Raw genomic sequence first — 17,928 nt, 5'->3', positions numbered from 1 at the left:
ATGGCAGAGGGGCGGGAGCGGCGCTACCCGGCCTTGTGGGCGGCGTCGGCCTGGGCGCGCAGATGCGCCACCAGCTCCGCCGGCAGGGCCAGGCGGTGCGCCAGGGCTTCCAGGTAGGCGCGCTCGGCCGGGTGGTCCGGGTCGATGGCCAGGCAGGTGGCGAGGTAAAGCTCCGCCTTCTGCTCCTGCGTGCCGGCGCTGGCGGCAATGGCGTTGAGGTCGGTGGGCTGGGACAGGGCGTCGAACACAAAGGCCTTGGCCTCGGCATCCATGCCCGCCTGCTCCACATGCGCGAAGATCGCTTCCTGCTCCTGCGCGTCCACATGGCCATCCGCCTTGGCGGCGCCGATCATGGCGCGCACCAGGGCCAGGGCGAAGGGCTGGCCGTCGGCGGCCGGCGCGTCCGGGTGGAAGGACGCGTCCATGGTCTGGGCATCCCGCGCCGTGGCGGGCGTGGCGGCGGCGGGCGCCTGCCCCTGCTGCCAGTTCTGGTAGGCCCGGAAGGCCAGCGCGCCCAGCGCCGCCGCGCCGCCATGGCTCAGCACGCCGCCAATGCCTTTGCCGCCCTTGCCGCCGCCCAGCAGCATTCCGAGCAGCCCGCCGCTGGCGGCGCCGCCCATGAAGCCGCCCGGCAGCTTGCTGCCCAGACCGCCCAGCATGCCGCCAAGGTTGCCCGGCAGGCCCCCGCCGCCGCCCGGCGGTGCCGCGGGCAGGCCCCAGGGGCCGCCGCCGGCACGGGCGGGGGGCTGCGCGCCCCGCTGTCCGGTCACCTGCCCCAGCACATTGCCGAGCTGCGCCCCCGCGTTGGGGCCGAGAAAGCGGTCGAGGAGGGATTTGGGGTCGATCATCCTCAGCAATTCGGCATGGGGTTACGCGAAATCAATATGCGCGCCCGCCTCGCCATCGCGGCCGTGGCTGGGGTCCAGGCAATGGGCGTGGCTGCTGTCGGCCAGCACCTCGATCACGCGGCATTCGCCGATGGTGTGGCAATGCGCTTCCGTCATCCGCTCCAGTTCCGCCTGCAGCGATTGCAGCCGGGCGATCCGGCCGCGCACCGCGTCCAGCTGGCGGCGGGCGATGGCGTCGGCGTCGGCGCAGGGGGTGTCAGGGCCCGCGCTGGCCAGCCGCAACAGCTCGCGGATGGCTTCCATGGAAAAACCCATGTCGCGGGCGTGGCGGATAAAGGCCAGGCGCTTGCGCTGCGCCTCGCCGTAGACACGCTGGTTGCCGGGCGTGCGGCGCGGCGGCGGCAGCAGCCCCACCGTCTCGTAGTACCGGATGGTGCGGACGTTGGTCGCGGTTTCCCGCGCCAGGTCACCGATGGAAAATTGGGCGGTCATGCGGCGCGGGCTCCTTGTGCCGTGCATATGGGTTGCACGATCGCCTCTTGAACCTCCAGTCCCTGGAGGTCGCATAACAGGGCAGGACGAATCGACGGAGGCCGGCGATGGCGCATGATCACGACAGCGAAACCCTGGCCTGGACAGTGGGCGGCATGGACTGCGCCTCCTGCGTGGCCAAGGTGGAGAAGGCCGTGGCCCGCTTACCCGGCGTCAGCGACATCCGCGTCAACCTCATGGCCGAGCGGCTGAGCCTGACCCTGGAGGAGGGCGGCGCGACGGCGGAGGCGATCGAGCGGCAGGTGACGGCGCTGGGCTATACCGCGCGGCGCGTCGCCGGGCCGGTGCCGGTGGACCAGGCCCCGGCCGGGGGTGGTTGCGGGCATGATCACCATGGCCATGATCACCACGATCACGACCACGCCACCCATGACCACGCCACCCAGGACCACGGGGCCCCCGCCGCCGCGCACCAGCACGGCGGCATCCCGCATTCGCATGGTGACGAGGATGCCGAGATGGCGGCCGGCACCCCCTGGTATGCCACCGGCAAGGCAAGGCTGGTCGGGCTGATCGGCGTGCTCGTGCTGCTGGCCTGGGGCGCCTCGGCGCTGTTGCCGGCGCAGGCGCAGTGGTTCTGGCTGCTGGCGACGCTGGCGGGCCTGTGGCCCTTTGGCCGCCGCGCCGTGGCGCTGGCCCGCGCCGGCAGCCCGTTTTCCATTGAAACGCTGATGAGCGTGGCGGCCCTGGGCGCCATCGTCATCGGCGCCGCGCAGGAAGCGGCGCTGGTGGTGTTCCTGTTCGCGCTGGGCGAGCTGCTGGAAAATGTCGCCGCCGGGCGTGCCCGTGCCGGCATCCGCGCGCTCGCCGGGCTGATGCCCAGCACCGCCCGGCGCGAGGCCGCTTCCGGCACGGTGGAGGAGGTGCCCGCCGCCGCGCTGCGCCCCGGCGACACCGTGCTGATCCGCCCCGGCGAGCGGCTGCCCTGCGATGGCGAGGTGCTGGAAGGCCGCAGCGCCATGGATGAAAGCCCCGTGACGGGCGAAAGCGTGCCGGTGACCCGCGGCGTGGGCGATGCCGTGATCGCCGCCTCCATCAGCACCGACGGCGCGCTGCGGCTGCGCGTGACGCGCGGCGCCGCCGACAACACCCTGGCCCGCATCGTACGGCTGGTGGAGGAGGCGACGGCGTCCCGCGCGCCCACCCAGCGCTTCATCGAGCGGTTCAGCACCTGGTGGACGCCGGGCGCCATGGCCGCCGCGGCGGTGACCATGCTGCTGCCGCCGCTGCTGGGCGGGGACTGGGGCACCTGGTTCTATCGCGGGCTGGCGCTGCTGCTGGTAGCCTGCCCCTGCGCGCTGGTGATCTCTGTGCCCGCCGCCATGGCGTCCGGCCTGTCCGCCGGCGCGCGGCGCGGGCTGCTGGTCAAGGGCGGCGCGGCGCTGGAGGCGATCGGCAGCGCCAAGACCATCGCCTTCGACAAGACCGGCACGCTGACGGAAGGCCGGCCGCGCGTGACCGACCTGTTGCCGCTGGGCGGCGCCACGGAGGCGGAGGCGCTGCGGCTGGCGGCGGCGGTGGAGCAGGGCTCGGGCCACCCGCTGGCGCGCGCCATCCTGGAACGCGCGGCGGGGCTGGCGCTGCCGGCGGCGGGCGAGGCCAGCGCCGTGCCCGGCCGGGCCGCGCAGGCGGTGGTGGAAGGCCGGCGCGTGTCCGTGGGCAGCCCGCGCCATGCCGCCGAGGCGGGCGCCACGCTGGACCATGCGCGCATCGGCGCGCTGGAAGCGGAAGGCAAGACAGTGGTGGTGCTGGTGGCGGATGGCACCGCCCTGGCACTTCTGGCGATGCGTGACGAGCCGCGCGCGGATGCCGCCGCCGGCATCGCCAGCCTCAAGGCGCTGGGCCTGCGCCCGGTGATGCTGACTGGCGACAACCCGCGCACCGCCGCCGCCATCGCCGGCGCCCTGGGCCTGGATGCCGAGGCCGGGCTGCTGCCGGAAGACAAGCTGCGCCACATCGGCGCGCTGCGGCAGGCCGGGCCGGTGGCCATGGTGGGCGACGGCATCAACGATGCGCCGGCGCTGGCCGCCGCCTCGGTCGGCATCGCCATGGGCGGCGGGACGGACGCGGCGCTGGAAGCCGCCGACGCGGCGCTGCTGCGCGGCCAGGTGGCGGGCGTGGCGGAGCTGGTGGCGCTGTCCCGCGCCACGCTGGCCAACGTCAAGCAGAACGTGGCGGTCGCGGTCGGGCTGAAGGCGGTGCTGCTGGTCACCACGCTGCTGGGCATCACCGGGCTGTGGCCGGCCATCCTGGCCGATACCGGGGCCACCGTGCTGGTGACGCTGAACGCGCTGCGCCTGCTGGGCTGGCGCCCGCGCCTGGCGTGATGTGGCGCGGCGGCCACAGCGTGGCGGGAATTCCCGGGGGTGATCGCGCCCGATATTGCTGCTGAGAGGCATTCGCATTACGCGGCCGGAAATGCCAGCGCCGAGGCCTGGCCCTTCCAGGAGAGACGCGGATGCTGGCGACCCCCATCGGCCCCACGGCGCGGCGCGCGCTTTGGCTGCTCGCCGCGACCGCGCTGTTTCCCGCCGCCGCCTGGGCGCAGGCGGACGCCGAGCCGCTGCAGCTGCCGACCGTGCAGGTGACCGGCGAGCGTGAGCGCGCGCTGGACCCGGTGCGCGGCTTCGTGGCGCAGCAGGAGATCACCGGCACCAAGACCGACACGCCGCTGATCGAGAACCCGCAATCCATCTCCGTCGTGCCGCGCGACCAGATCGATGCCCGCCAGGCGCAGACGCTGGGCGAGGCGCTGCGCTACACCGCCGGCGTGCGCGGCGAGAACTACGGCACCGACAGCCGCACCGACTGGTTCCAGCTGCGTGGCTTCAACGCGCAGGACAACGGCATCTTCCTGAACGGCCTGCGCTACAACACCGGCTATGCCGGCAGCGTGTTCGAGACCTATGGCCTGGAACGCTACGAGGTGCTGCGCGGCCCGACCTCGGTGCTGTACGGCCAGATCGCCCCGGGCGGGCTGGTCAACATGGTGCAGCGCCGCCCCACCGACTTCGCCCAGGGCGAGGTGCGGCTGACGGCGGGCAGCCACGACCGGCTGCAGGCGCAGGGCTATTCCTCCGGCCCCCTGACGCGCGACGGCGTCTGGTCCTACAGCCTGACCGGGCTGGTGCGCGATGCCGACACGGCGGTGGACGAGGTGCAGGACGACCGCATCTTCCTGGCCCCCAGCCTGACATTCAAGCCGACCGCCGACACCTCGCTGACCGTGCTGGGCTATTATCAGCGGGACCGCACCTCGGGAAACCAGTTCCTGCCCTATGACGGCACGGTGGAGCCCACGCCCTTCGGCCGCATCTCGCGCAGCCGCTTCACCGGCGAGCAAAGCTACGACCGCTTCGACCGCACCCAGTACGGCGTCGGCTACGAGCTGAGCCACCGCTTCAACAACGTCTGGTCGGTGCAGCAGAACCTGCGCTACGGCCACACCGACATCGACTGGAACCAGGTCTATGGCGGCGGGCTGCAGGCGGACCGGCGCACGCTGAACCGCTTCGCCTACCGCGCCGACATCGATGTCGGCACCTTCCAGGTGGACAACCAGGTGAAGGCCGAGTTCTCCACCGGGCCGCTCACCCACACGCTGCTCGGCGGCTTCGACTACAGCCGGGTGAACTACCGCAACGCGCAGTATTTCGACTTCGCGGGCGGGCTGGACGTGTTCACGCCGGCCTATGGCAGCCCGGTGCCGGCGCTGACCACGCCCTATGACAACGTGCGGCAGATCAACAGCCAGTACGGCCTGTACCTGCAGGACCAGATGCGGCTCGACCGGCTGGTGCTGCTGGCCGGCATCCGCCAGGACTGGGCCTATTCCGACATCGACGACCGCGACGCCGGCGGCGCCCGCCGCTACCAGAACGACGACGCCTTCACCTGGCGCGCCGGGCTGCTGTACCTGGGCGAGAACGGCGTCTCGCCCTATGCCAGCTACGCCCGCTCCTTTCAGCCGCAGATCGGCACGGACAGCCAGGGCAACGCCTGGAACCCGCTGGAAGGCGAGCAGTACGAGGTGGGCATCAAGTTCCAGCCCAACGGCATGCGTTCCTTCGTGCAGGTGGCCGCCTTTCACCTGACCCAGGCCAACACCCTGACGCCTGATCTGCGGAGCCCGTTCCTGCAGGTTTCGGTCGGCGAGATCCGCGTGCGCGGCGTGGAGCTGGAAATGGTGGCCGAGCTGGGCGGCGGCGTCAGCCTCGTCGGCTCCTACACCTACCTGGACCCGGAGATCACCCGCAGCAACGCGGCCAACGAGCTGGGCCACCGCCCCGCGGGCGTGGCCAAGAACAACGCCGGGCTTTACGCCGAATACAGTTTCGCGGCCTTCAACGGCCCGCTGGGCGGGCTGACGCTGGGCGCAGGCGTGCGCTACCTCGGCAATACCTCGGCGGTGAACACCGGCGGCGCGGTGGTGCCGGACACGACCTTGTTCGACGCCAGCCTGCGCTACGACCTGTCGCGCCTGAGCGAGCGGATGAAGGGGCTGCAGTTCGCGGTCAACGCCAGCAACCTGGCCGACACCCGCTATGTCAGCCGCTGCGCCGGCGAAACCGGCTGCTTCTACGGCAACAGCCTCAACGTGCTGGGCAGCCTCAGCTACAAATGGTGACGGTCCGCCCCGGTGCCGATGCGGCGCCGGGGCTGGACTTCCCGGCCATGCGCTCGACATGCTGTGCACAGCGCCGGGAGAGCCAGTCTTGCAGCCACAACCACAGCCGACCCCCCAGGCCGACGCGCCGCCCACGGCCCGGACCTCCTTGCAGGAGCGCCGCCCCCGCGCCCTGAAGCACGGCGACAGCTTCGGCCTGTTCGACCGCGCCGGCGACCTGGATGGCGCCCCTGACAGCCCCGAAGGGCTGTTCCACCTCGACACCCGCTACCTGTCGCGCCTGTCCCTGACACTGAACGGCCAGCCGCCGGTGCTGCTCGGCTCGGCGCTCAGCGCGGATAACACGACCCTGACCTGCGACATGACCAACCCCGACGCGGGTCTGGAAATGCCGCGCGGGCAGCTGCACCTGCGGCGCTCCAAGTTCATCTGGAACAATGCCTGCCACGAGCGCGTGGCGGTCCGTAACTTCGGCGACAGCGCGCAGCAGGTGCGGCTCGACTATGCCTTCGCCGCCGACTTCGTGGACCTGTTCGAGGTGCGCGGCCGGCGCCGCCCGGTGCGAGGCGAGGACCAGCCGCCCGTGGTGCGCGCCGATGCGGTGGAACTCTCCTACCACGGGCTGGACGGCGCCCTGCGCCGCACCCGCCTGCGCTTCGCCCCCGCGCCGCACAGCATCGCCCCCGGCGGGGCGGGCTTCGTGCTGGACGTGCCGCCGGGCAAGCAATGCGTGGTGTTCCTGTCCGTTGAGGTGGAGGAAGGCAACCCCGCGCGGGCATTGCCCGAGGCCGGGGCCGACCGGGCCTTCCATGCCGCGCTCCGCACGTCGCGCCGGGCGCTGCGGCGGATGGCATCGCGCGCCGCGCGCATCGAGACGTCGCACGAGATCTTCAACGAGGTGCTGCGGCGCGCCGGCGCGGACCTCGACATGCTGCTGACCGACAAGCCGGGCGGACCCTACCCCTATGCCGGCATCCCCTGGTTCAGCACCGCCTTCGGCCGCGACGCGCTGATCACCGCCTGGCAGGTGCTGTGGTTCGACCCGGCGATCGCGCGGGGCGTGCTGACCTTTCTGGCTGAAACGCAGGCCACAACGGAGGACCCGGCCAACGATGCCGAGCCCGGCAAGATCCTGCACGAGATGCGGGCGGGCGAGATGGCGCGACTGGGCGAGGTGCCCTACGGCCGGTACTACGGCAGCGTTGATTCCACCCCCCTGTTCGTGATGCTGGCCGGCGACTACCTGGACCGCACGGGAGACCTGGCCACGCCGCGCCGGCTGTGGCCGCAGATCGAGGCCGCGCTGGGCTGGATGGAACGCGCGCAGCGGTGCGGCGGTGCCGAGCGCGGCTTTGTCACCTATCAGCGGCGCACGCCGCAGGGGCTGGTGAACCAGGGCTGGAAGGACAGCGGCGACAGCATCTTCCACGCCGACGGCACGCTGGCGGATGGGCCGATCGCGCTGGTGGAGATGCAGGGCTATGTCTACGCGGCGTGGCGCGCCGCCGCCCGCATCGCCCGCGCGCTGGGCCTGCAGCCGCGCGCCGAGGCGCTGGATGCCCGCGCCGCGGCGCTGCGCGAGGACTTCGACCGCGTGTTCTGGGACGAGGCGCTAGGCACCTACGTGCTGGCCCTGGATGGCGAAGGGCGGCCGTGCCGCGTGCGCTCCTCCAACGCCGGGCACGCGTTGTTTTCCGGCATCGCCAAGCCGGAACGGGCGGCGCGGCTGGTGCGGACCCTGATGGACCCGGCGAGCTTTTCCGGCTGGGGCATCCGCACCCTGGCCGCCGGCGAGGCCCGCTACAACCCCATGAGCTACCACAACGGGTCGGTATGGCCGCACGACAACGCCATGATCGCCGCCGGCTTTTCCCGCTACGGCTTTCGCGCCGAGGCCGCGCGGGTGCTGGACGGCATGTTCGCCGCCGCCGAGCATCTGGAGCTGCGGCGGCTGCCGGAACTGTTCTGCGGCTTTCCCCGGCGCAACGGCGATGGCCCGACGCCCTACCCCGTGGCCTGCGCGCCGCAGGCCTGGGCGGCGGTCACGCCCTTGTCGCTGCTGGCCTCCTGCCTGGGGCTGCGCTTTGACCCGTCGGATGGCTGCGTGGGCTTTCAGCGCCCCTCGCTGCCGGCGTTCCTGGACACGGTGGCACTGCGTAACCTCCGGCTGGCCGACAGCCGCATCGACATCGGCTTCCGCCGGGTGGACAGCGAGGTGGGCATGGCGGTTCTGTCGCGCGAGGGTGCCATCCGCGCCACCATGACGAGCTAGCTGGCACGCCGCCGGGTGGCCGCGCCGGTGGACCGCCGCACAGCGGCCGATCTACCATCCGCGCGGCTTTTCCGCAGTGCCGCGAAACAAGAACAAGGAGCGCCGACCATGCCGCATGACGGCCACGACCATGGCTCGCTGGAGGTGCCGCCGGATGGCTGGAAGCATTCCGGCGTCCGCGTCATCCCCGGCGACAAGCTGGACACGAACACCGCGCAGACGCCCGGCATGAACCGGGCCGCCGCCATCAATCTGGCGCGCGTCGGCGCGCAGAAGATCTGGGCCGGCACCGTGCACATCCATGCCAACGCCAAGACCGGCGCGCATCACCATGGGCCGCTGGAAAGCGTGATCTACGTGGTGAAGGGGCGCGCGCGGCTGCGCTGGGGCGAGGCGCTGGAATACGTGGCCGAGGCCGGGCCGGGCGACTTCATCTACGTGCCGCCCTTCGTGCCGCACCAGGAGATCAACGCCCTGGAAGACGAGACGCTGGAATGCGTGCTGGTCCGCAGCGACAACGAGGCGGTGGTGGTGAACCTGGAGATCGAACCGGCGGAGCAGCCGGAGAACGTGCCCTGGATCGACCCGATCCATAAGGGCTAACCGGAATCGGGGGGGGCTTTTGGCCCCCCCCCCGGGCTTCAGGCGACGCGGGCCTTGCCGCGTGCCCAGTCCTGCGTGCGCGCGGCCACCAGCTGCGCCACCCGGGCGGCTTCCCCCAGGCTGCTGAAGGTGGCGCCGTCCAGGTCGTCCACCACGGGATCGACGGCGCGAAAGCGCCAGCCGGCGTGATGAGAAACGGCGACGCCGACAAAGCGGCCCGCAATGTCGATGGGGCGTGAGGCGATCATGAAAGCGAACTCCTGCCGGGGCACGCGGAGGTACCCGGGGATGTGGTGCGTGGCTGTGGGCGAGGCGTGCGGCGCGTCAGCGCCGACAGCGCATTCGGGCCACGGCCAGGGTCGCCATCATCCGGCAGGCAGGATGGCGCTTTAGCATTTGGTGACGCGGTGCAAGCTGCATGGGTCAAATCCCCGCGGGGCCGAAGCCCGGTTGCTGGAATGGCGCGGGGGTGATGCTCCTTAACCAGCACGCACGCAAGCATAATTTTTATAAACACAAAATTTCGGCGTGGAAACTTTGGTCGGGCATCGTGACGGCGGCGCGGCAACGGTCCGGCCCCGCCTAGCGTTGATCCGCAATCACGATGTCGGTGCCGTCGCACCGGCAGGGAGCCTGCTCGCGATGCCGACCGCCCTCCTCCGCTTCCCGCCGCACGGTTTCGCATGCCGGCGGTGTGGCGGTGCGGTGGCCAGTTCTGCACGGCACCCGGTGCATCCGCCCATGCCCCTGCCGACCTGAAGGAAGCCCCCCATGTCCGACGACCCGTCTATCGAGCCCTATGTTGGTCCGGCCGGAGGTTGGGGCTCCCTGAAGTCTGTGGAAGGGATTCTCGCGCGGGAAAACCGCCTCGCCGCCGGCAATGCGCTGCTGTTGAAGCAGAACAAGCATGACGGCTTTTCCTGCGTCAGCTGCGCCTGGGAAAAGCCGGCGCAGCCCGCGGTCTTCGAATATTGCGAGAACGGCGCCAAGGCCACGGCCTGGGAGATCACCTCCAAGCGCGTGCCACCCGAATTCTTCGCCGGGCACACGCTGGCCGAGCTGCGCGGCTGGACCGACCATGCGCTGGAAGCGGAAGGGCGGCTGACTCACCCCATGCGGTGGGACAAGGCCAGCGACACCTATCGCCCCGTCGCCTGGGAGGATGCCTACAGGGAGATCGGCGCCGAACTGCGGAAGCTCGACCCGGAGTCGGTGATCTTCTACGCCTCGGGCCGCGCGGCGCTTGAGACGTCTTACATGTGGCAGCTCTTCGCGCGGTTGTACGGCAACAACAACCTGCCCGACTCTTCGAACATGTGCCACGAGAGCACCTCGGTCGCGCTGCCGGAAAGCATCGGCATTCCGGTCGGCACGGTGACGCTGGAGGATTTCGAGCAGACCGACGCGATCTTCTTTTTCGGCCAGAACGTCGGCACCAACAGCCCGCGCATGCTGCACCCCTTGCAGGAGGCCTCCAAGCGCGGCGTGCCGATCGTCACCTTCAATCCGCTGCGCGAACGGGGCCTGGAGCGCTTCACCAACCCGCAGTCGCCGGTGGAGATGCTAACGGGCAAGGAAACGCGGATCTCGTCCGAATACCACCAGCTCCGGGCGGGTGGTGACATCGCGGCGGTGCTCGGCCTGTGCAAGGCCCTGGTGATGGCGGATGATGCCGGCGCCAAGGTGCTGGACCATGCCTTCATCCAGCAACACACGCATGGATTCGCGGACTTCCAGGACTACGCCCGCAAAAGCGACTGGGCCGAGATCGAGCGTGAGTCCGGGCTGACCCGTGCCGCGCTGGAAAGCGCCGCGCGGGTCTACGCCGCGGCCGATGGCGTGGTGCTGGTTTATGGCATGGGCATCACGCAGCACCGGCGCGGCGTGGAGGCCGTGCAGATGCTGGTCAATCTGCTTCTGCTGCGCGGCAACATCGGCAAGGCCGGCGCGGGCATCTGCCCGGTGCGCGGCCATTCCAACGTGCAGGGCCAGCGCACCGTCGGCATCACGGAAAAGCCCGAGCTGGCGCCGCTGGACAAGCTGGACCAGCAATACGGCTTCAAGTCGCCGCGCAAGCTGGGCCGCAACACGGTCGAAACCTGCGAAGGCATCATCGACGGCAGCGTGCGCGGCTTTCTGGGCCTGGGCGGCAACTTCATCCGCGCCGTGCCGGAAACCGAGGCGATGGAAGAAGCCTGGCCCCGGCTGCGGCTTTCCGTGCAGATCGCCACCAAGCTGAACCGCAATCACCTGATCCCGGGCGAAGTCACCTTTCTGCTGCCCTGCCTCGGGCGCACGGAAATCGACGAGCAGCGCAACGGGCCGCAGCTGGTCTCGATCGAGGACTCCAACGGCCAGATCCATCCGTCGCGCGGCGTGGCCAAGCCGGCCGGGCCGCACCTCCGCTCTGAACCGGCGATCATCGCTGAGCTGGCCAAGGCCACCCTGCCGGACAGCGGCAAGGTGCCGTGGGACGACTGGGTGGCCGACTACGCGCGCATCCGCGACGCGGTGGCCGAATCCCTGCCGGAAAGCTTTCACGACTACAACGCGCGGCTGCGCAAGCCCGGCGGCTTCCCGCGTGCCCGCGCGGCACGCGAGCGGATCTGGAAGACCAAGACCGGCAAGGCCAACTTCATTGTCCCGGCCGGGCTGGTGGCGGACCCGGATGCACCGGCCCTGGGGCCGGACGTGCTGCGGTTGATGACCATCCGCTCCAACGACCAGTTCAATACCACTATCTATGGCTATGACGACCGCTTCCGCGGGGTCAACGGCACGCGGCGGGTGCTGTTCATCGGCCGCAACGACATGGTGCGGCTGGGCCTTTCGGACGGCCAGACGGTGCGACTGACCACGGCGGTGCAGGACGGGCGGACACGCAGCGTCGGCAGCATGCGCGTGGTGGCCTACGACGTTCCCGACGGCTGTTGCGCCGCCTACTACCCGGAATGCAACCCGCTGATCCCGCTGTGGCACCATGCCGAGCGCGCCAAGGTGCCGGCCGCTAAGTCGGTGCCCGTGCGCATCACGCCTGACGCGGGTGCCGCGTGAACATCGGCGCCCGCGCCGCCCCGCGCCGCGCCTGGCGCGCCGGCGGTTGGGTGGAGGGCGACCGCGCCCTGCCGGAGGAGGTCGCCGTCGCCTTCACCTATGACGGCGTGTCCCACGCGGTGATGATGGCGACGCCGGACGACCTGCGGGACTTCGGCATCGGCTTCAGCCTGACCGAGGGGATCCTTGAGGATGCCTCGGAGGTCGAGAGCCTGGAGGTGGTTTCGCTGCCCACCGGCATCGACCTGCGCTTCTGGTTGCGGGCGGACCGGGGCGATGCGCTGGCGGCCCGCCGCCGCCGCATGGCGGGGCCGGTGGGTTGCGGCATGTGCGGGCTGGAAACTCTGTCCCAGGCACAGCGCGCCGTGCCGCGGGTGGGGCAGGGCGCGCGCTTCACACCGCAGGAGGTGGCGGCGGCGCTGGAAGCCCTGCCGCCGGCGCAGCAGCTACACGCCGAAACGCGCGCCGTGCACGCGGCCGCCTTTTGGCACCCCGCGCTGGGGCTGGCGGCGCTGCGCGAGGATGTGGGCCGCCACAACGCCATGGACAAATTGGCGGGCGCGCTGGCAGCCCGGGCGCTGCGGCCGGCTGATGGCATGGTGCTGATGACCAGCCGCATCTCGGTGGAGCTGGTGCAGAAGGCGGCGATGATGGGCGTGGCGGTGCTGGCGGGCGTGTCCGCACCCACCGTCCTGGCCCTGCAGGTGGCGGAAACGGCCGGCATCACCGTGGTCGGCATCGCCCGGCGGGACGGGTTCGAGGTCTTCACCCACCCCTGGCGCATCGAGGAAGCCTGAGCCGGCGCGGCATCCGCCGCGCCGGCCCTGGCCTTCAGGCGGCGAAGCCTTCCAGCACCACCTTGCCGATGCTGCGGCCGCTGCGCAGCAACTCGTGCGCCCGGCGGAGGTTGGCGGCGCTGATGGTGCCGTAGTGCTGCTGCAGCGTCGTCTTCAACGTGCCGGCTTCCAGCAGCGATGCCACCTCGTTCAAAGCCTGGTGCTGCGCCGCCATGTCCGGCGTCTGGAACAGCGAGCGGGTGAACATCAGCTCCCAGCTGACCGTGATGCTCTTGGTCTTCAGCGGCACGATGTCGAAGACCTTGGGGTCGTCGATCAGGGCCAGGTGGCCCTGCGGCGCGATCAGCTTGGCGATGGCCGGCAGGTGCTCGTCGGAACCGGTCAGGCTGGCCACGTATTCCGCCTGCTCGATGCCCGCGTCCTTCAGCGCCTCGTCCAGCGGGCGGTGGTGATCGATCACGTGATGCGCGCCCATGCGCTTGCACCAGTCGATGCTTTCCGGGCGCGACGCGGTGGCCACCACGGTCAACCCGGTAAGCTGCCGCGCCATCTGGATCAGCACGGAGCCGACGCCGCCGGCGCCGTTGATCACCAGCAGCGTGCCGGTGCTTTGCCGCGACACCTTCAGGCGGTCGAACAGCAGCTCCCAGGCCGTCAGGCTGGTCAGCGGCATGGCGGCCGCCTCCGCGAAGGACAGGTTGGCGGGCTTGCGGCCGACCAGCCGCTCGTCCACCGCCTGGAACTCAGCGTTGCTGCCGGGGCGGTTCAGGGCACCCGCGTAGAATACCTCGTCGCCCGGGCGAAACAGCGTCACGGCGGGGCCGACGGTGCGCACCACGCCGGCGGCGTCGAAGCCCAGCACGCCCGGCTCGTTGCCATTGGGCGCCGCGCGGCCCAGCACCTTGGTATCCACCGGGTTGACCGAGATGGCGCGGACCTCCACCACCAGGTCATGGACCTCGGGGTGCGGGTGCGGCCGCTCGATGTCGTCCAGGGCCGATGCGTCGCCCGGAGCGTGGTAGCCAACGGCTTTCATGCGTGTGTCGCCTTTCCGCTTTCGAATCGGTCCACCCAGGCCGGCTGCGCGCCGGGCCAGGCCAGGGACCGGGCATGGTAGATGGCGCGCGCGACGGCCCTTGCCACCACCTGGGTCGCCGCATGGCCGAGTTGCGTGAGCTCGGCGATGGGATCGTGCAACTCCCGCGTCCCGGTCGAGGCGGCGAACAGGGTGTCGCCATCGGTCGGCGCATGGGCGGGCAGGATGGCGCGGGCCAGCCCGTCGTCCCCCATGGTGGCCAGCCGCCGGGCCTGGACCTTGGATAGCGCCGCATCCGTCACCACCAGCCCGATGGTGGTGGCGGTGCCAGGACCGCCCTTCAGGCGCGGCGTCAGGTATTCCGGGCGGAACTCCGGCAGGCCCCGCCCGCCGAACTCGTTGCCGCATTCGAAGGGCGCAGCCCAGAACCAGGGGCCATCGCCGATCAACGGCGTGCCGACCGCGTTCACCGCCATGATCGCCGCCACGCGGTGGCCCTGCGCCGTGACGGTGCTGGCCGAGCCCAGCCCGCCCTTGACCGTGGCTGTGGTGGCCCCCGTGCCGGCGCCCACGGAACCGAGCGCGAAGGCGCCAGTGGCGGCGGCGCGCGCCGCCTGGTAGCCCAGTTCGCGGTACGGGCTGAAGCGGCCCCAGTCCTTGTCGCCGCCGTTCAGCAGGTCGAACAGGATGGCCTGGGGCGCCAGTGGAACGTTCACGCCGCCGAAGCGGATGCCGCGCCCGTCTTCCCGCAGTGCCGCCTGCACGCCCCCCGCCGCGTCCAGCCCGAAGGTCGAGCCGCCGGACAGCACGATGGCGTCCACGCGCTCCAGCGTCATGTCGGTGCGCAGCAGGTCGGTGTCGCGCGTGCCGGGGGCACCGCCGCCGATGGCCACGGCGGCGACGGCCGGCGCATCGAACAGGATGGCGGTGACGCCGGAGCCCAGCGCCGGGTCGGTGGCATGGCCGACGCGGAGGCCGGGGATGTCGGTCAGCAGGTTCAGGTCCATGCCCGCCATCCTGGGGCCCCGCCGCCCGGCCGCCAAGCCGGGCGCCGCGTCACTCGACGCGGATGCCGCCTTCGCGGATCACCGGGGTCCAGCGGTCGTATTCGGCCTTCAGGAAGTCGGCGAATTCCTTTCGCGTGCCGCCGACCACGACGCCCGCCTGGCTTTCGGCCACCGCCTTGCGCACCTCGGGCAGTGCCGCGATCTGGTTGAGCACCGCGTTGATGCGGTCGGCCAGCGCCGGGTCCATGCCCGGCGGTGCGGCGAAGGCGTACCAGATGGCGACGTCGAAGCCGGGGAGCGTGTCCGCGATGGCGGGCACGCCGGGCAGCATGTCCGTCGCCGGGCCGCCCATGGCCACCGCGCGGATCTGGCCACCACGCACCATCTGCAGGCCGGAGGACAGGGTGGGGAACACGAACTGCGCGTCGCCGCGCATCACCGCCGTAACGGCCTCGGAACCGCTGCGGTAGGGGACGTGCACCATGGAGATGCCGGCCTGGCGTTCCAGCAGCGCCATGAACAGGTGGCTGCCGTTGCCGACGCCGGCCGAGGCATAGGTGTAGTAGTCCGGCTCCGCCTTGGCGCGTGCGATGATCTCGGCGACCGTCTGCTCCTTGACCTTGGGATTGGCCATCAGCGTCGCGTTGAGCTTGGCGCCCTGCATGATGGGCGTGAAGCCGGTCATCGGGTCGTAGCCGATGCGCGGGTTCAATTCCTTGCCGATGGCGTTGGCGCCGATGTCGGCCATCATCAGCGTGTAGCCGTCGGGCGGCTGCTGCGTCACATAGGCGCCCGCCACCAGCCCGCCGGCGCCGGAGCGGTTCTCGATCACCAGCGATTGGCCGTTGGCGAATTCCTGGAAGCGCTGTCCGAAGACGCGGGCCAGGGTGTCGATGGCGCCGCCGGCCCCGAAGGGCACCACCATGCGCACCGGCCGGTCCGGCCAGGCGGCGGCAGCGGGGGCGCCCAGGGCAGGGGTGGCGAGCAGGCCGGCGGCCAGCCCGCCAAGGGCGCGGCGGGTCAGGATGGTCTTTGTTGTCATTGCTTGGACGTTCCTCGTGAGGGCAGGCAGCGGGCGTTCAGAACGCCTCTTCGTAGAGCCGCAGGGCGTCGGCCTCGGAGACCTCCACCGGGTTGTTGATCAACAGGCGCTGCTGCTGCATGGCGTCGCGCGCCAGCTGCGGCAGGCTGTCGCGCGTCACCTGCAGCTCATGCAGCCGCTTGGGCATGTCGCAGCCCGCCACCAGCGTCTCGATGGCCGCCAGGAAGCCCTCCGCCGTTTGCGCCGTGGCGCCCACCGAGGAGGCGAGCTGCGCGTAGAGCGGCGCGGCGGCGGCCAGGTTGAAGCGCAGCACCGGCAACAGCATCAGCGCGTTGGAAAGCCCGTGCGGCACGTGGTAGCGACCGCCCAGCGGATAGGCGAGCGCGTGCACGGCAGCCACCGGCGCATTGGCGAAGGCCATGCCGGCGAGGCAGGAGCCCAGCAGCATGGCGCCGCGCGCCTCGACATCCCTGCCGTTCGCCAGGACGCGCGGCAGGTTGGCCGAAAGCAGCGCCAGCGCCTGCTGCGCCAGCACGTCCGATAGCGGATTCTTCAGGCGTTTGCTGGTGAAGGCCTCGATGGCATGCACCATGGCGTCGATGCCGGTGGCCGCCGTCACCGGGCCGGGCAGGCCGAGCGTCAGCGCAGGGTCCAGCAGCGCCACATCGGGCAACAGGCGGCGGGACACGACGCCCCGCTTCTCGTCGCCCGCCGTGGTGACGATGGAGATGGGCGTGACCTCGGACCCGGTGCCGGCCGTGGTCGGCGCCAGCACCAGCGGCAGGCGCGCGCCGCGGGCGAGGTCGACGCCGTAGATGGTGTCCAGCGCGCAGGGCGAGCGGAGCAGGTAGGCGACCAGCTTCGCGACATCCATGGCGCTGCCGCCGCCGAGGGCGAAGACGCCATCCACGCCCGCCGCCCGCAGCTGCTCCACCGCGCCGAGCACGATGTGCTCCGGCGGGTCGGCCTGCACGGCATCATACAGCGTGACGGAAAGCCCCGCCGCGCGCAACGATGCCTCCACCGGCGCCACCAGCCCGGCGCGCACCAGCCCGGCGTCGGTGACCAAGGCCACGTGGCGGACGCCGAACTCGGCCAGGATCGCCGGCAGCTTGTCCAGCGCGCCGTCGCGCAGCACGATGCGCGGGGTGGTCGCGAAGTTCATCGCCAGCATGGCGGCGTTATTCCGCCGCCTGCTTGGCGTCCGGCCGCGCCCAGCGCTTGTCGAAGTCCCAGACCTCGGGGAAGCCCATCAGCTCGTTCATCTTGCCGAAGTCGTAGATCACGCCCTCGGGCAGGCCGTTGGTGTCGCCGTGCTGCAGCAGGTGGCGGTAGGAATTCTCCAGCGCCTGCGCGACCGTCAGGAAGCCCACCGCCGGGTAGATGGCGATGTCGTAGCCGAAGGAGGCAAGCTTCTCGGCCGACAGGATCGGCGTGCGGCCGCCGCCGTCGACGTTGTTGGCCAGCAGCGGCGCGTCGATCTCCTGGCCGATGCGCTTCATCTCGTCCTCGGATTCCGGGCTTTCGATGAAGACGATGTCGGCGCCGGCCTGGCGGTACAGCTTGCCGCGGCGGATCGCCTCGTCCAGGCCCAGCGTGGTGCGGGCGTCGGTGCGGGCGATGATCAGGAAGTCGCTGCTTTTGCGGGCCTCCGCGGCGACCTCGATCTTCAGCGCCATCTCCTCGGCCGGGATCACGCGGCGGCCGGGGGTGTGGCCGCACTTCTTGGGCACTTCCTGGTCTTCCAGCTGGATCGCCGTCACGCCGCCGGCCTCATACCCCATCACGGTGTGGCGCACGTTCAGCAGGCCGCCGTAGCCGGTGTCGGCATCGGCGATCACCGGCGTGGTGCTGCCCTGCGCGAAGCGCGCCATGCGGGACACCATGTCGGTGAAGGTGGCCACGCCCGCGTCGGGGATGCCGAGATGCGAGGCGACAGTGCCGTAGCCGGTGGCATACAGCGCGTTGAAGCCCATGCGGTCCGCGATGCGGGCGGAGATCATGTCGAAGATGCCGGGGGCGACGACGAACTGCTTGGCGGCGAGGGCTGCCTTGAGGCGGGGATCGGCCATGTGTGTGTCTTTCCTCTT

The 17,928-nt window shown here is 71.1% G+C and carries 14 protein-coding genes; 6 read left to right on the top strand and 8 right to left on the bottom strand.

Annotated elements, in window-relative coordinates; translation table 11 throughout:
• Positions 1 to 23 precede the first annotated feature (23 nt).
• Both IAI59_RS19195 and IAI59_RS19190 read right to left on the bottom strand, forming a co-directional pair.
• Positions 24 to 848: a tellurite resistance TerB family protein gene (locus IAI59_RS19195; RefSeq protein ID WP_207415983.1), complete on the bottom strand. Its 825-nt coding sequence runs from the start codon at positions 846 to 848 to the stop codon at positions 24 to 26.
• A 21-nt stretch (positions 849 to 869) separates the two neighbouring features.
• On the bottom strand, positions 870 to 1,340 hold the full coding sequence (locus IAI59_RS19190; RefSeq protein ID WP_207415982.1) for a MerR family transcriptional regulator: 471 nt from the start codon (positions 1,338 to 1,340) through the stop codon (positions 870 to 872).
• Between the two features lie 107 nt (positions 1,341 to 1,447).
• Between IAI59_RS19190 and IAI59_RS19185 the strand changes: the two genes are divergently transcribed.
• The 4 genes from IAI59_RS19185 to IAI59_RS19170 all read left to right on the top strand — a co-directional run bounded on the left by IAI59_RS19185 (position 1,448) and on the right by IAI59_RS19170 (position 8,902).
• Positions 1,448 to 3,727 carry a heavy metal translocating P-type ATPase gene (locus tag IAI59_RS19185; RefSeq protein ID WP_237180499.1) on the top strand — a complete coding sequence of 760 codons (2,280 nt, stop codon included), beginning with the start codon at positions 1,448 to 1,450 and terminating at the stop codon, positions 3,725 to 3,727.
• Between the two features lie 131 nt (positions 3,728 to 3,858).
• Positions 3,859 to 6,027: a TonB-dependent siderophore receptor gene (locus IAI59_RS19180; RefSeq protein ID WP_207415981.1), complete on the top strand. Its 2,169-nt coding sequence runs from the start codon at positions 3,859 to 3,861 to the stop codon at positions 6,025 to 6,027.
• A 58-nt stretch (positions 6,028 to 6,085) separates the two neighbouring features.
• On the top strand, positions 6,086 to 8,299 hold the full coding sequence (locus IAI59_RS19175; protein WP_207415980.1) for an amylo-alpha-1,6-glucosidase: 2,214 nt from the start codon (positions 6,086 to 6,088) through the stop codon (positions 8,297 to 8,299).
• Between the two features lie 108 nt (positions 8,300 to 8,407).
• Positions 8,408 to 8,902 (top strand): cupin domain-containing protein, encoded by a 495-nt coding sequence (locus tag IAI59_RS19170; protein WP_207415979.1) that lies wholly within the window; start codon positions 8,408 to 8,410, stop codon positions 8,900 to 8,902.
• 38 nt (positions 8,903 to 8,940) lie between these two features.
• Here IAI59_RS19170 and IAI59_RS19165 read toward each other — a convergent pair whose 3' ends face one another.
• Positions 8,941 to 9,150 (bottom strand): hypothetical protein, encoded by a 210-nt coding sequence (locus tag IAI59_RS19165; RefSeq protein ID WP_207415978.1) that lies wholly within the window; start codon positions 9,148 to 9,150, stop codon positions 8,941 to 8,943.
• A 523-nt stretch (positions 9,151 to 9,673) separates the two neighbouring features.
• On the opposite strand from IAI59_RS19165, the gene IAI59_RS19160 reads away from it, so the two are divergent.
• Together IAI59_RS19160 and fdhD are read left to right on the top strand one after the other, a co-directional pair.
• Positions 9,674 to 11,956 carry an FdhF/YdeP family oxidoreductase gene (locus tag IAI59_RS19160; protein WP_207415977.1) on the top strand — a complete coding sequence of 761 codons (2,283 nt, stop codon included), beginning with the start codon at positions 9,674 to 9,676 and terminating at the stop codon, positions 11,954 to 11,956.
• Complete coding sequence (gene fdhD / locus IAI59_RS19155) at positions 11,953 to 12,753, top strand: formate dehydrogenase accessory sulfurtransferase FdhD (protein ID WP_237181237.1); 801 nt, start codon at positions 11,953 to 11,955, stop codon at positions 12,751 to 12,753. The genes IAI59_RS19160 and fdhD overlap by 4 nt, the downstream gene beginning before the upstream one ends.
• A 34-nt stretch (positions 12,754 to 12,787) precedes the next feature.
• Here the strand turns inward: fdhD and IAI59_RS19150 are convergent, their stop codons facing one another.
• Genes IAI59_RS19150 through IAI59_RS19130 form a run of 5 tightly spaced genes read right to left on the bottom strand, consistent with a single transcriptional unit; the run spans position 12,788 to position 17,910 of the window.
• Positions 12,788 to 13,789 (bottom strand): zinc-binding alcohol dehydrogenase family protein, encoded by a 1,002-nt coding sequence (locus IAI59_RS19150; protein WP_207415976.1) that lies wholly within the window; start codon positions 13,787 to 13,789, stop codon positions 12,788 to 12,790.
• Positions 13,786 to 14,796, bottom strand: a complete 1,011-nt coding sequence (locus tag IAI59_RS19145; protein ID WP_207415975.1) for a P1 family peptidase — start codon at positions 14,794 to 14,796, stop codon at positions 13,786 to 13,788. Before IAI59_RS19145 ends, IAI59_RS19150 begins: the two co-directional genes overlap by 4 nt.
• 49 nt (positions 14,797 to 14,845) lie before the next feature.
• The gene (locus IAI59_RS19140; protein ID WP_207415974.1) at positions 14,846 to 15,838 is read right to left on the bottom strand and encodes a Bug family tripartite tricarboxylate transporter substrate binding protein; all 993 of its coding nucleotides are present in this window, start codon (positions 15,836 to 15,838) and stop codon (positions 14,846 to 14,848) included.
• Between the two features lie 37 nt (positions 15,839 to 15,875).
• Positions 15,876 to 17,012, bottom strand: coding sequence for an iron-containing alcohol dehydrogenase (locus IAI59_RS19135; protein WP_207415973.1), 1,137 nt, complete (start codon positions 17,010 to 17,012; stop codon positions 15,876 to 15,878).
• Between the two features lie 7 nt (positions 17,013 to 17,019).
• Complete coding sequence (locus IAI59_RS19130; protein WP_207415972.1) at positions 17,020 to 17,910, bottom strand: isocitrate lyase/PEP mutase family protein; 891 nt, start codon at positions 17,908 to 17,910, stop codon at positions 17,020 to 17,022.
• Positions 17,911 to 17,928 lie beyond the last annotated feature (18 nt).

Source organism: Roseomonas haemaphysalidis (assembly GCF_017355405.1).
Classification (GTDB): Bacteria; Pseudomonadota; Alphaproteobacteria; order Acetobacterales; family Acetobacteraceae; genus Pseudoroseomonas; species Pseudoroseomonas haemaphysalidis.
This window is presented reverse-complemented; position numbering and strand designations above follow the sequence as displayed.

Excerpts from the sequence above, each read along its gene's own strand:
- IAI59_RS19190 (WP_207415982.1), bottom strand. The coding sequence starts at position 1,340 with ATGACCGCCCAATTTTCCATCGGTGACCTGGCGCGGGAAACCGCGACC.
- IAI59_RS19130 (WP_207415972.1), bottom strand. The coding sequence starts at position 17,910 with ATGGCCGATCCCCGCCTCAAGGCAGCCCTCGCCGCCAAGCAGTTCGTC.
- IAI59_RS19145 (WP_207415975.1), bottom strand. The coding sequence starts at position 14,796 with ATGGACCTGAACCTGCTGACCGACATCCCCGGCCTCCGCGTCGGCCAT.
- IAI59_RS19165 (WP_207415978.1), bottom strand. The coding sequence starts at position 9,150 with ATGATCGCCTCACGCCCCATCGACATTGCGGGCCGCTTTGTCGGCGTC.
- IAI59_RS19180 (WP_207415981.1), top strand. The coding sequence starts at position 3,859 with ATGCTGGCGACCCCCATCGGCCCCACGGCGCGGCGCGCGCTTTGGCTG.
- IAI59_RS19140 (WP_207415974.1), bottom strand. The coding sequence starts at position 15,838 with ATGACAACAAAGACCATCCTGACCCGCCGCGCCCTTGGCGGGCTGGCC.
- IAI59_RS19185 (WP_237180499.1), top strand. The coding sequence starts at position 1,448 with ATGGCGCATGATCACGACAGCGAAACCCTGGCCTGGACAGTGGGCGGC.
- IAI59_RS19170 (WP_207415979.1), top strand. The coding sequence starts at position 8,408 with ATGCCGCATGACGGCCACGACCATGGCTCGCTGGAGGTGCCGCCGGAT.
- IAI59_RS19195 (WP_207415983.1), bottom strand. The coding sequence starts at position 848 with ATGATCGACCCCAAATCCCTCCTCGACCGCTTTCTCGGCCCCAACGCG.
- IAI59_RS19135 (WP_207415973.1), bottom strand. The coding sequence starts at position 17,012 with ATGCTGGCGATGAACTTCGCGACCACCCCGCGCATCGTGCTGCGCGAC.
- IAI59_RS19175 (WP_207415980.1), top strand. The coding sequence starts at position 6,086 with ATGCTGTGCACAGCGCCGGGAGAGCCAGTCTTGCAGCCACAACCACAG.
- IAI59_RS19150 (WP_207415976.1), bottom strand. The coding sequence starts at position 13,789 with ATGAAAGCCGTTGGCTACCACGCTCCGGGCGACGCATCGGCCCTGGAC.
- IAI59_RS19160 (WP_207415977.1), top strand. The coding sequence starts at position 9,674 with ATGTCCGACGACCCGTCTATCGAGCCCTATGTTGGTCCGGCCGGAGGT.